Genomic DNA, 12,480 nt, shown 5'->3' with positions numbered 1-12,480 from the left:
TTGGGGTTGCCGTCTAAGGCAACCCTTCTTTGGGTGGGGAAGGGTTTTCCCCACACGCGACGTCATCCTCGGCCTTGTGCCGAGGATCTGCAACGTTTCGCCAGCCGGTCGGTTGCAGATGCTCGGGACAGGCCCGAGCATGACGGCGGAGAGTTTGACACTCCTCCCCACGCCTTTCGGTACAAGGCCATTTCCCATTCCATTTCCTGCGAGCGTGACACCATGACCGATTGCAAAGCTATGATCCTCGGATGCAGCGGGCTTTCGCTGACTGCCGACGAGATTGCCCTTTACCGCGATGAGCAGCCCTGGGGCTTCATCCTGTTCGGGCGCAATATTGGCGAGCCGCAGCAGATCACCGATCTCGTCGCCGCCATGCGTGATGCCGTCGGGCGGCCAGATGCGCCGGTGCTGATCGATCAGGAGGGCGGGCGCGTGCAGCGTATCAAGCCGCCGATCCTGCAGGCCTATCCGAACGCCCGTATTCTCGGTGAAATCTATGAGCGCGACCGGGGGGCGGGTCTGCGCGCCGCCTGGCTGATGTCGCGCCTGCATGCTTTCGACCTCATGAAATTCGGCATCAATGTCGATTGCCTGCCGGTGCTCGATGTGCCGGTGGAGGGCGCCAGTAACGTCATCGGTAATCGCGCCTATGGCTATACGCCGACAATGGTGGCCGAGATGGGGCAGGCGGCGGCCGATGGGCTGAAGGCGGGCGGCATGCTGCCTGTCATGAAACATATGCCGGGCCATGGCCGCGGCATGGTGGATTCGCACCATGAACTGCCGGTCGTCGATGTGCCGCTCGATGAGCTGGACGCCCATGATTTCGTACCGTTCCGGGCGCTGAACCGCGAATTGATGGCGATGAGCGCGCATCTGGTATTCAACGCCGTCGACCGCGAACGGCCGGCGACGACCTCGCCGAAGGTGATCGAGGAAATCATTCGCGGCCGGATCGGATTTGACGGCCTGCTGATGTCCGACGACAGTTCCATGAATGCGCTGAAGGGCACGCTCGGTGAAAGAGCTGCGAATATTGTTGCGGGCGGCTGCGATATAGTCTTGCATTGCAACGGTGTGATGGGTGAAATGCTTCAGGTCGTGAAGGAGGTTCCCGTTCTTTCCGGCCGTTCGCTGGAACGGGTGCAGGCCGTGGAAGCGGGTTTCCCCGTTGCGGACCCTTCCGATGAAGCGGAGCTGAGAGCCGAATTCAACGCCATGTGGGCCGTTTCCTGACAGTCGGGCGGCGGCCCGTTACTCGGGACGACAGGCCGGACGCCCGGCGGATGGAACAATGGCCGCAGACAAGTCTCGCAATTCGACACCGATGGACAAGCTCTGGCAGGATGTGACGCCGGAGCGGTTGACGGGCGAGGCCGGGCTGGTCATCGATGTCGCGGGTTTCGAAGGCCCGCTCGATTTGCTGCTGCATCTTGCCCGCACGCAGAAGGTCGATCTTTCGCGCATTTCGGTGCTGGCGCTTGCCGAACAATATCTGCAATTCGTGGAAAGCGCGCGCCGCGTGCGTATCGAGCTTGCGGCCGATTATCTCGTGATGGCGGCGTGGCTCGCCTTCCTCAAATCCAAGCTCCTCATTCCGCAGCAATCGAAGGATGACGGTCCCTCGGGCGAGGAAATGGCCGCGACGCTGGCGTTCCGGCTGAAACGCCTGGAGGCGATGCGCGAGGCGGCGGAACGCCTCGTCAACCGCGCCCAGCTCGGCCGCGATGTTTTTGCCCGTGGCGCGCCGGAGCATATTCCCCATATCAACCGCTCGGCCTATGAGGCGAACCTCTACGATCTCCTGAGCGCCTATGCCAATCTGCGGCAGCGGCAGGCGATTACCCAGGTCACGATTGAAAAGCGGCAGGTCTGGTCGCTTGTCGAGGCGCGTGAGCTTCTGACCCATCTCCTCGGCGATGTCGGAGAATGGACCGTGCTCGATCAATATCTGCTGCAATATGTGCCTGATCCCGCCATGCGGGTGACGGCGATAGCCAGCGCCTTTGCCGCTTCGCTGGAGCTGGTGCGCGAGGGCTCGCTGCAAATCCGGCAGGAGGGCGCTTTCCAGCCCATTTATATGCGTAAGGGTGGACGAGACGACCGTGCGGTGAATGCCGAAAGGACTGACAATGATGAATGACGATGAGACCGCCGAGGCCACCATCGCGGCTGACGGGGCCGAGCCCGAACCCACGGTATTTTCCGAGCGCCAGTTGAAGGAGGCCGAGCGGATCGCCGAGGCCTTGGTCTTTGCCTCGTCCGAGCCGGTTTCCGTGGCCTTCATCGCCGAGCGCCTGCCGCGCGGCATGGATGTCGTCGCCATTCTGCAGCATCTCAAGGTTCTTTATGCGGAGCGGGGCGTCAATCTCGTGCAGGTGGGTGGGCAGTGGGCTTTTCGCACAGCCGGCGATCTTTCCTTCGTCATCCGCGCCGAGGAAAAGGAGCCGAAGAAGCTGTCGCGCGCGGCGCTGGAAGTTCTGGCGATTATCGCATATCATCAACCGGTGACACGCGCCGAAATCGAGGAAATTCGCGGCGTTCAGACCTCGCGCGGCACGCTTGACGTGCTGATGGAGGCGGGCTGGGTGAGGTTCCGTGGCCGCAGGCGCACACCCGGCAGGCCGGTGACGATCGGCACCACGGTGGAGTTTCTCGACCATTTCGGCCTTGAGGAATTGCGCGATCTGCCGGGCCTCGAGGAGCTGAAGGGGGCAGGGCTGCTTTCGGGCCGCATTCCCTCCAATTTCGGCGTTCCTCTGCCGATGATGAGCGACGAATTGCGTGAGGACGAAGACCCGATCACGCAGCTCGATCTCGAGGAACTGGGCCTGCTTGCGCCGGGCGGCGGTGATGGCGACGACTGATATCGCCATCCTGTTGGCAGGGCCACGAAAACTTTATGCGCACTCGCTGTTGAAGCGACGATTTGTCGTTTGAAAAAGCCTTTCAAACGTCTTACATCGTCTGAAAGCGAAATTCAGGAGTTTCAGTTATGGGTTCTTTTAGTGTGTGGCATTGGCTCATCGTGCTGGTGATCGTTCTCGTCCTCTTCGGACGCGGCAAGATCCCGGAATTGATGGGCGATGTCGCAAAGGGCATCAAGAGCTTCAAGAAGGGCATGGCTGACGAAGACCAGACGCCGCCGCCGGCCGATGCCAACACGAAGACCGTCGACCACAAGGCTGACGAGATCAAGTAAGCGGCCTGTCGCCGCTTGGTGTGGGACTGGCGCTAGAGCGTCGTGCGTTCTTTCGGACGCAAAAGGACGCTCTACCACTTGTATGTTGCGCATCGTTCCGGTCGAAAATCGATTCCGATTTTTGGGGCCGATGCGCTAGGGTCTCGGGAGCATATTGATGTTAGATATCGGCTGGAGCGAGCTTCTGGTGATTGCGGTCGTGTTGATCGTGGTCGTCGGGCCGAAGGACTTGCCGCCCATGATCCGCGCTTTCGGCAAGACGATGGCCGGCCTTCGCAAGATGGCGGGGGATTTCCGCACCCAGTTCGACGAGGCCCTCAAAGAGGCCGACATGGACGATGTGCGCCAGACCATCTCCGATGTCCGCAATCTCAACCCCACCAACTCGCTGCGCGATGCGATGAACCCGCTTCGCCAGCTTGGCAATGAGATCAAATCCGATCTGCAGAAGGCGACCACCCCGCCGGACGGTCTGTCTTCCACCCCTGCGCCCGTCACAAGCGAGCCGGTTGCGCCGCTGGTGAGCGTGCCCGAGCCGGAGATGAAGCTGCCGGATGTGCCGCCTGTTGTCGCCGCATCCGCCGCGCCGGTCGCCGCAGCCGTCGCTGCGGAGGAGAAGCCGAAGCGCGCACGGGCGAAATCGATTGCGACGGTGGAGGCGGAAGCGGTTGCCGCCAAGCCCAAACGCGCCGCCCGCAGCAAGGCCGCAGCGGCAACGCCCGAAACCGCCCCGGCGACGAAAACCGCCGCGAAAGCCAGTGAGCCTGCCGTTTCGAAGCCCGCTGTTTCCAATCCCACCGTGAAGGCCGTCGCCAAAAAGGCGGCCGTCAGGAAGTCGGCCGCAGACAAGGCGGTTGTGGCCGAGACCAAGCCGGCGAAAACGGCAAAAACCAAGGCCGCAAAGCCCAAAAAGGATGAAGCATGAGCGGGGATATCGAGGACAAGCCGCAGCCGCTTATCGAGCATCTCATGGAGTTGCGCACGCGGCTGATCTGGGCGCTCGGCGCGTTCTTCGTCGCCTTCATCGCCTGTTTCGCCGTTGCCAAGCACCTGTTCAACCTGCTCGTCATTCCTTACAAATGGGCGGTTCTGTGGGCGGGCCTCGATGTCACGAAATCGTCGCTGATCTACACCGCGCCGCAGGAATTCTTCTTCACGCAGATCAAGGTCGCCATGTTCGGCGCGATGGTGATCTCGTTTCCGGTGGTCGCCTCGCAGCTCTATAAATTCGTGGCGCCCGGTCTCTATAAGAACGAACGGGCGGCTTTCCTGCCGTTCCTCATCGCGTCGCCGATCCTTTTCCTCATCGGTGCGGCGCTCGTCTATTTCTTCTTCACGCCCATGGTCATGTGGTTCTTCCTCGCCATGCAGCAATTGCCCGAGGACGGCGAGGTGGCGATTTCGCTGATGCCGAAGGTATCGGAATATCTCAGCCTCATCATGACGCTGGTTCTCTCCTTCGGTCTGGTGTTCCAGCTGCCTGTCGTGACCACGCTTCTGGCGCGCGTTGGGCTTTTGACCAGCGACTGGCTGCGGGAAAAGCGTAAGTTCGCGATCGTCCTCGCCTTCGTGGTCGCCGCCGTGCTGACGCCGCCGGATCCCATGTCCCAGATCGGTCTTGCGCTGCCTGCGATCATTCTCTACGAGATTTCCATCTACATGGCTCGACTCGTGGAGAGGAAACGTGCGGCAGAATCCGCAAGCACGGAGCTGGAGGAGACCTGACATTCTTGAAGGTCTCGCCGCTCACGACATTTCCTCGCGCCGGGCTTATGCCCGGCGTTTTGCTGTAAAACGCGACGATGCAACAACGGTCTGGAACGACGATGCACGACATTAAATGGATACGCGAAAACCCCGAAGCTTTCGATGCGGCGCTTGCGCGCCGAGGTGCTGAGCCCGCCGCCAGCGGCCTGATCGCGCTCGATGAAAAGCGCCGTTCCGTCATCCAGTCCCTGCAGGATATGCAGTCGCGCCGCAATGCCGCCTCCAAGGAAATCGGCGCCGCCATGGCGCAGAAGAACATGGAGCTTGCAGAAAAGCTTAAAGCCGAAGTCGCCGATCTCAAGGAAAACATGCCGCGCGCGGAGGAGGAGGACCGTCAGGTCACCGCCGAGCTCAACGATGCCCTGTCGCGTCTGCCCAACATGCCCTTTGACGACGTGCCCGACGGCAATGACGAGCATGACAATGTGGTGGCCCGTGTGGTCGGCCAGAAGCCCGGCTGGAACCACGAGGCCAGGGAACACTTCGATATCGGCGAAGCGCTCGGCTATATGGATTTCGAGCGCGCCGCCAAGCTTTCCGGTGCACGTTTTACCGTGCTGACCAGCCAGCTCGCGCGTCTGGAACGGGCGCTCGGCCAGTTCATGATCGACCTGCACACCGGCGAACACGGTTATACCGAAGTGTCCTCGCCGCTGATGGTGCGCGACGAGGCGATGTTCGGCACCGGCCAATTGCCGAAGTTTACCGAGGACCTGTTCAGGACCACGGATGGCCGCTGGCTGATCCCGACGGCGGAAGTGACGCTGACCAATCTCGTCTCCGGCGAAATTCTCGACCAGGAGAAGCTGCCGCTGCGCTTCACCGCGCTGACGCCGTCCTTCCGTTCGGAAGCGGGCTCGGCCGGCCGCGACACGCGCGGCATGCTGCGCCAGCACCAGTTCTGGAAGTGCGAACTCGTCTCCATTACCGATGCGGAAAGCGCCGTTGCCGAACATGAGCGCATGACGGCCTGCGCCGAGGAAGTGCTGAAGCGTCTTGGCCTGCATTTCCGCACCATGACGCTCTGCACCGGCGACATGGGCTTCAGCGCCCGCAAGACCTACGATCTGGAAGTGTGGCTGCCCGGCCAGAACACCTATCGCGAAATTTCGTCCTGCTCGGTCTGCGGCGATTTCCAGGCGCGGCGCATGAATGCGCGTTATCGCGGCAAGGACGACAAGGCGACGAAGTTCGTGCACACGCTGAACGGCTCCGGCACGGCTGTCGGCCGCTGCCTGATCGCGGTTCTCGAGAATTATCTGAACGAGGACGGTTCCGTCACAATTCCAGACGTGCTGCTGCCCTATATGGGCGGTCTGAAGCGCATCGAGAAGGCGGCCTGATTGTTCGTCTGCTAAGGGCGCGGCCGTCATTCCGGCCTTGAGCCGGAATCCAGCCAGCCCAAGTCCTTGGGCTGAAAAAGACTCTTCCCGCCGCGCAGACGCGCGTCGACTGGATTCCGGCTCAAGGCCGGAATGACGGTCGTGGGGGTGCTTCTGTGAGAGAAATCATTGTGTCCTCATAGTGGGATACAGCAGCGGAGGAAAACATGCGGATTTTGCTGACCAATGACGACGGTATCCACGCCGAAGGTCTGGCCGTGCTGGAGCGTATCGCCCGCACGCTGTCCGACGATGTCTGGATCGTCGCACCGGAGACCGACCAGAGCGGTCTCGCGCACTCGCTGACCCTGTCCGAACCGCTGCGTCTGCGAAAAGTTTCCGACAAGCATTTCGCGCTGCGCGGCACGCCGACCGATTGCGTCATCATGGGCATTCGCGAAGTGCTGCCGGAAAAGCCGGATCTCGTGCTCTCCGGCGTCAATGCCGGCGCCAACATGGCCGATGACGTGACCTATTCCGGCACCATTGCCGGCGCCATCGAAGGCACGCTGCAGGGCGTGCGCTCCTTTGCGCTCAGCCAGGCGTTTAGCCATGCCGATGGTCGCGTCGTGCCCTGGGAAGTCGCCGAAACCTTTGCGCCGGATCTTTTGCGCAAGCTGATGAATGTGGAACTGCCCGATGGCACGTTCCTCAATCTGAATTTCCCCAATTGCGCGCCCAAGGATGTGCAGGGCGTTTCCGTGACCGGACAGGGCAAGCTCGATTTCGGCCTGACGGTGGAAGAGCGTCAGGATGGCCGTGGTTTTCCCTATTACTGGCTGCGCTTCGGCGAGCGTCTCGGCACCTTCCGCGAAGGCACCGATATCCACGCTTTGAAACATGGCAAGATTTCCGTCACACCGCTTAAGCTTGACCTGACGGACTACACGGTGAAGGATCGGGTTGCGCAAGCACTTGGATTCGGAGTCGCCGATTGAAATCCGCAATGGTCGAAAAGGAAGGTTTTGCCGCTCTCGTTCTCCGCTTAAGGGGCGAGGGGATTTCCGATCTTGACCTTCTGACGGCGGTCGAGCAGACGCCACGCTCCAAATTCGTGCCGCCGCAATTTGCGGCGGACGCCTATTCCAGCCGCACGATCCCGATCGACTGCGGCGCCTTCATGGAAGGCGCCGACATGGCGGTGAAGATCCTTGCCCGGCTGCAACTGAAACCCGGCCAGCGTGTGCTGGAAATCGGCACGGGCAGCGGTTTCATGACCGCGATCATCGCGCGCCGGGTGGAGCGCGTCTTTTCGCTGGAGCGTTACAAGACGCTGGTGCAGCAGGCGCAGAACTGTCTCGACGATCTCTCCATCCGCAATGTCGTCATTCGTCAGGCGGATGGCAGCAACGGTCTGGTGGGCGAGGGTACCTTCGACCGAATCGTTTCCACCGCCGCCTTCACCACCATGCCACGCTTCTTTGCCGAGCAGATCGTTTCGGGCGGCATGATGATCGCGCCGATCATTCTCGAAGACGAGCGTTGCGTGATGACGCGCTTCTCCAAGACCGGCAGCCGCTTCGAGAAGGAAGAGCTGTTCGAAGCGCCTTACCTGCCGCTCAGCACTCATATTGCGCGTCACTTGTGACAAAATGAAAATTTTGGAGACACTCTATTTTTGTCTCCTAATGTTCTGAATTGCCGCAACTATCTGATTTTCAATATCATTATTGTATCAACATGACGCATCCGGTTTTCGTCATGGTTATCGAAGTGTCAAAAAAGCGCTGAACGGCTTAACGTTTTAACGGCGTGGTAACACTAACGCGCTTTAATCATAAACATCGACGCATGGTTTTCCCCACCTCGGGAAATGGGCCTTGCAAGAAGTGAAATTTGTGCCGGATCGGTCTCGATGCGGCGGGTTGGCGTCAGTGTAGATCGAGTCATGCGTATGAGACATTCGTCTAAAATCGGAAAATCAGTCGCAAAAATGTTCGCAGCGGCATTGCTGGCAAGCGTCGCAACGGGCTGTAGCTCGGATGCAACGCGGTTCAGCGGCCTCTTTTCCAGTGGACCGGATCAGATGACCACGGCGTCAATTCCCGCCCGTCAGGGCGGCGGTGCTTACGGGCAGGCCCCGGTTCCGCAGGGCGACATGAATGGCGGTTACGCCTCTGCCGCACCGCAGGGCGGTTATGCCAACCAGAACATGGCGGGCAATTCCTACCCGCAATCGGGTGGTTATGGCGGCGTTCAGCCTTCCACGGCCCGCTCGGCTTCGGCCTCTCCGGTGCAGCGTTCCGAGCTGTCGGCGCCGACGGCGGTGGCAAGCCGCGATCCGTCGACCCGCAACGAAGCCATGGCCCAGCCTTTCCCGTCTGCTCAGCCCAAGGCCGCGCCGTCGCTTGCTGCGCCCGCCCGGCAGGCTGCCGCTCCCGTCACCGACAATCTGACCACCGCAACCGTTCGTTCCGACAAGAACGGCTGGCACACCGATGGCGCTTCCTCCGTGACCCTGCGTCCCGGCGAAAGCATCGCGACCCTCTCCAACCGCTACGGCGTTCCGGAAAAGGAACTGCTGCGCGTCAACGGTCTGAAGACCGCTTCCGCCGCGCAGGCCGGCCAGTCGATCCTCATTCCGAAGTTCGGTCAGGTCCGCAATGCCGCCAAGGACGCGGCCGGCGATATCGCTCTCAACCGCAATGGCGACCAGCCGACACCGCTGCGTAGCCCCGAAGGGAATGTGGCCGTACTGCCGTCGCAGGCCGCCGCCCGTGACAAGGTTTCCTCCGAAACCGGCAAGCTGACGCCTCCCGGCGGCAAGCCGCTGCCGCCCACCGGCGGCTACAAGGTTCAGCCGGGCGATAGCCTGGCGAAGATTGCCCGCGAAAACGGCGTGTCGGTCTCTGCCCTCAAGGCGGCAAACGGTCTCAGCAACGAAAGCATCCGCGTCGGCCAGACGCTCAACATGCCTGGCGCTTCGACGGATGCCATCAAGACGGCTTCCGTTCCCGCCAAGGAAGCGGCCAAGCCGGTCGAAACCGCATCCGCCAAGCCTGAGCCCTACAAGGCACCGGCTGCTGCCGCGGCTCCGACTGCACCTGCCACACCGGCCACCGCCAGTGTCAGCGACATCGAGAAAAAGGCCGACATGGCCTCCGTCGCACCTGAATCCACGGGCATCGGCAAATATCGCTGGCCGGTTCGCGGCGCGGTCATCAACAATTTCGGCGATAATGTCGAAGGCAGCCGCAACGATGGCATCAACATCTCCGTTCCGGAAGGCACGCCGATCAAGGCCGCTGAAAACGGCGTGGTCATCTATGCGGGCAACGGCCTGAAGCAGCTCGGCAACACGGTTCTCGTCCGCCATGACGACGGCAAGGTCACCGTTTACGGCAACGCCGCCAATCTCGACGTGCAGCGCGGACAGAAGGTCCAGCGCGGCCAGACCATCGCCACATCGGGCATGACCGGCAGCGCCAAGCGTCCGCAGGTTCACTTCGAAGTTCGCAAGGATGCGACGCCGGTGAACCCCTCCAGTTTCCTTGAATAGGTATTGCGTCTCAAGGAATGATGAAGCCGGGTGAAGAGCCCGGCTTTTTCATTTTTGGGGTGGGGGATCACGGGAGATTGCGTCGTCGTTGCGGCAGGCGTTGTGGGTTTCGGCTTCATGGCACATCTCCTCCGTCATGCCGGACCTGATCCGGCATCCAGCGCGCGTCGGCGCGGAAAGAAGGACTCCTTTCAGCCCAAGGACTTGGGCTGGCTGGATACCGGCTCAGGGCCGGTATGACGGAAGTGGGGAGGCGGCCTGGGCGCCGACGCCGCTCCGTTCTGACGCCTGTTTATGCCCTCACCAGTCCCACCGTCCTCTCGATGAAATCGGCAATGGCGCCGGTATCGTCGAGATCGAAAACCGGCAGCGCCGTGTCTGTCACCGCATGGTCGGCGGCAATGGCGACGATATGCGGATCGAGCGGCGCAAGCGGTTCGGTCTTGGCGGCCTCCAGCCGGCGTGCTTCGATCTTCGGCACGGGCTCGTATTTGTAGCCTTCGATCAGCACCAGATCGCAGGGGGCGAGGCGGGCGAGAATATCCTCGAAGGAGGGTTCCGGTTCGCCGCGCAATTCATGCATGATGGCGAAGCGGGTGCCGGAAACGATGGTAACTTCATGTGCGCCGGCCTGCCGGTGACGCCAGCTATCCGCGCCGACCTTGTCGATATCGAAATCATGATGGGCGTGCTTGATGGTGGAGACGCGGTAGCCGCGCGCCGTCAGCTCGGTGACGATACGGACCGCAAGGCCGGTCTTGCCCGAGTTCTTCCAGCCGGCGATGCCGAAGACCTTTTGTGCTGTCATGATTGCAGGTTCTCCAGATAGCTGCGCGCCAGCGCCAGTTCATCCGGCGTGTTGATGTTGAAGAACGGATCAAGGCTGCCCTTTGCCGTTTCCAGCGGCGGGAAGGCCACGCCGAGGGTGACATGGCGGGCGAGATAGGCGCGGATGCGCCGGTTCGCATCGTTCTTCAGCCACGCCTCGAGATCGTCGGCCAGCGCCAGCGGCCACAGCGCAAAAACCGGGTGAAGCTGGCCGCTGGAGGCGGCGATGACGATTGCATTGTCCGACAGGTGTTCGCAAAGCCGCGCCACGAGATCGTCCGGGAAAAACGGGCTGTCGGCGGGCGCCGTCAAAAAGTGGCTCGCCGCATCCCCGCGGTGCTGGAAATGGCGCATGCCGGCCAGAATACCCGCGAGCGGCCCGGCATGGCCGTTCAGCGTATCGGGCAGCAGCGGCAGGCCGAAACTCTCCGCCCAGCCATTGGCTGCGTTGATGGTGACATCTGAGACCTGCGGCGTGATGCGGCTGATGACATGCGAGATGAGGGGCGCATTGCCCAATTGCACCATCGCCTTGTTGCTGCCCATGCGCCGCGAAAGCCCGCCGGCGAGCACGAGACCGGGTATTTCGAAAGGGGCCGTCATTCCCGCTTTTCCTGCAGCCTTACGACATAGGTGGTGAGGAGGGCGACAAGGCCGGTCGCCAGCATCACCAGAAGAAGCGGCCAGGTTCCGTCCTCTCTGGACAGGACCGAGGAGGCGAGCACCGAGAGGGCGGCGCCGCCGCCGATGGTCATCGCGCCGCCGAGGCCGGAGGCGGAACCGGCCAGATGCGGCTGGACGCTGACCATGCCGGCATTGGCGCTTGGCAGTGTCACGCCGTTACCGACACCGATCAAGGCGAGCGGCACGAAAAACGCATAGGCGCTTTCCGCCCCGGCGGAGATGAGCACCATGGTCGTGGCGATGCCCGCAATGGCGATGACATTGCCCGACAGCATCATGCGGGTAATGCCGATTTCGCTCGCATAACGGCCGGAGATGAAGTTGCCGAGCATGTAACCGCTGGCCATGAAGAAGAATTGCAGGCCGAGCATGGCCGGCGCAAGCCCGTAAAGCACGCTGCCGACAAAGGGCGCACCGCCGAGGAAGGAGAAGAACATGCCCGATGAGAAGGTCGAGGTCAGCGCGTAACCCCAGAACAGCGGCGAGCACAGCAGTTCCGGCCAGGCGTGAAACTGCTGCGAAAAGCTCGCCGATTTATTGTGGTTGGTTTCGCCGAGATCGAACCAGGCGAGCACCAGAATACCAACGCCGAGCAGGGAGAGGAGGGCGAAGCTCGATTGCCAGCCGGAAATGTCGTTAAGCAGGCCGCCAACCGTCGGCCCCACCATCGGCACCACGGACATGCCCATGGTCACGTAACCGATCATCGAGGCCGCCTGTTCCATCGGCACCATGTCGCGCACGATGGCGCGCGCCAGCACGAAGCCGGAAACGACGGCCGCCTGCGCGACGCGCCCGATCATGAAGACGGTGATATTGGGCGCGAGCATGCAGACGAGCGTTGCGACGATCATGATGGCGATGCTGGCCAGCATGACCGGGCGGCGTCCGAAGAGATCGGAAAGCGGGCCGATGATGAGTTGCAGGCAGGCGGTGGCGGCAAGATAACCCGAAACGGCAAATTGCATCACCGCGTAGTCGGTCTCGAAATAAACCGCCATGGCCGCAAGCGAGGGCAGGAACACATTCATGCACAGCGCCGCGACGCCGGCGATGACGACCAGCGTGATGATGTGGGGCGGGGTGGTCCTGTCCAGAAAACGGCCGCTGTTCAT

At 61.8% G+C, this 12,480-nt stretch carries 13 protein-coding genes; 10 read left to right on the top strand and 3 right to left on the bottom strand.

The features are described from left to right. The first annotated feature begins 222 nt into the window (after positions 1–222). The 10 genes from nagZ (at position 223) to PH605_RS12240 (ending at position 9,853) form a co-directional block, all read left to right on the top strand. Positions 223–1,239, top strand: coding sequence for a beta-N-acetylhexosaminidase (gene nagZ, locus PH605_RS12285; RefSeq protein WP_065655997.1), 1,017 nt, complete (start codon positions 223–225; stop codon positions 1,237–1,239). A gap of 58 nt (positions 1,240–1,297) precedes the next feature. After that, on the top strand, positions 1,298–2,146 hold the full coding sequence (locus PH605_RS12280; protein WP_003522723.1) for a segregation and condensation protein A: 849 nt from the start codon (positions 1,298–1,300) through the stop codon (positions 2,144–2,146). Beyond that, entirely contained in the window at positions 2,136–2,870 is a 735-nt protein-coding gene (gene scpB, locus PH605_RS12275) for an SMC-Scp complex subunit ScpB (protein WP_121490410.1), read from the top strand. The genes PH605_RS12280 and scpB overlap by 11 nt, the downstream gene beginning before the upstream one ends. A 128-nt stretch (positions 2,871–2,998) precedes the next feature. Further along, complete coding sequence (locus tag PH605_RS12270; RefSeq protein ID WP_003509722.1) at positions 2,999–3,205, top strand: twin-arginine translocase TatA/TatE family subunit; 207 nt, start codon at positions 2,999–3,001, stop codon at positions 3,203–3,205. 157 nt (positions 3,206–3,362) lie between these two features. Next, positions 3,363–4,130 (top strand): Sec-independent protein translocase protein TatB, encoded by a 768-nt coding sequence (tatB, locus tag PH605_RS12265; protein WP_125146668.1) that lies wholly within the window; start codon positions 3,363–3,365, stop codon positions 4,128–4,130. Then, entirely contained in the window at positions 4,127–4,930 is an 804-nt protein-coding gene (gene tatC / locus PH605_RS12260) for a twin-arginine translocase subunit TatC (protein ID WP_065655994.1), read from the top strand. The genes tatB and tatC overlap by 4 nt, the downstream gene beginning before the upstream one ends. A gap of 101 nt (positions 4,931–5,031) precedes the next feature. Then, the gene (gene serS / locus PH605_RS12255; protein ID WP_078053082.1) at positions 5,032–6,315 is read left to right on the top strand and encodes a serine--tRNA ligase; all 1,284 of its coding nucleotides are present in this window, start codon (positions 5,032–5,034) and stop codon (positions 6,313–6,315) included. Positions 6,316–6,521: 206 nt separating this feature from the next. Beyond that, positions 6,522–7,292 carry a 5'/3'-nucleotidase SurE gene (surE, locus tag PH605_RS12250; RefSeq protein ID WP_142845141.1) on the top strand — a complete coding sequence of 257 codons (771 nt, stop codon included), beginning with the start codon at positions 6,522–6,524 and terminating at the stop codon, positions 7,290–7,292. Then, positions 7,289–7,942: a protein-L-isoaspartate(D-aspartate) O-methyltransferase gene (locus tag PH605_RS12245; protein WP_003522731.1), complete on the top strand. Its 654-nt coding sequence runs from the start codon at positions 7,289–7,291 to the stop codon at positions 7,940–7,942. Before surE ends, PH605_RS12245 begins: the two co-directional genes overlap by 4 nt. Positions 7,943–8,287: 345 nt before the next feature. Then, a complete protein-coding gene (locus tag PH605_RS12240; RefSeq protein ID WP_161987881.1) occupies positions 8,288–9,853 on the top strand; it encodes a LysM peptidoglycan-binding domain-containing M23 family metallopeptidase in 1,566 nt (521 codons plus the stop codon). A gap of 292 nt (positions 9,854–10,145) precedes the next feature. On the opposite strand, the gene mobB is transcribed toward PH605_RS12240, so the two are convergent. The 3 genes from mobB to PH605_RS12225 are packed head-to-tail and all read right to left on the bottom strand — an operon-like array spanning position 10,146 to position 12,480. Next, positions 10,146–10,661 (bottom strand): molybdopterin-guanine dinucleotide biosynthesis protein B, encoded by a 516-nt coding sequence (gene mobB, locus PH605_RS12235; protein ID WP_003522733.1) that lies wholly within the window; start codon positions 10,659–10,661, stop codon positions 10,146–10,148. Beyond that, the gene (mobA, locus tag PH605_RS12230) at positions 10,658–11,284 is read right to left on the bottom strand and encodes a molybdenum cofactor guanylyltransferase MobA (RefSeq protein WP_142845143.1); all 627 of its coding nucleotides are present in this window, start codon (positions 11,282–11,284) and stop codon (positions 10,658–10,660) included. The genes mobB and mobA overlap by 4 nt, the downstream gene beginning before the upstream one ends. Next, entirely contained in the window at positions 11,281–12,480 is a 1,200-nt protein-coding gene (locus PH605_RS12225) for a multidrug effflux MFS transporter (protein ID WP_142845144.1), read from the bottom strand. The genes mobA and PH605_RS12225 overlap by 4 nt, the downstream gene beginning before the upstream one ends.

Source organism: Agrobacterium sp. CFBP 3001, from assembly GCF_027871605.1.
GTDB lineage: Bacteria > Pseudomonadota > Alphaproteobacteria > Rhizobiales > Rhizobiaceae > Agrobacterium > Agrobacterium leguminum.
Note: the sequence above shows the minus strand (reverse complement) of the source record. Positions and strands in the feature narration are given on the sequence as shown.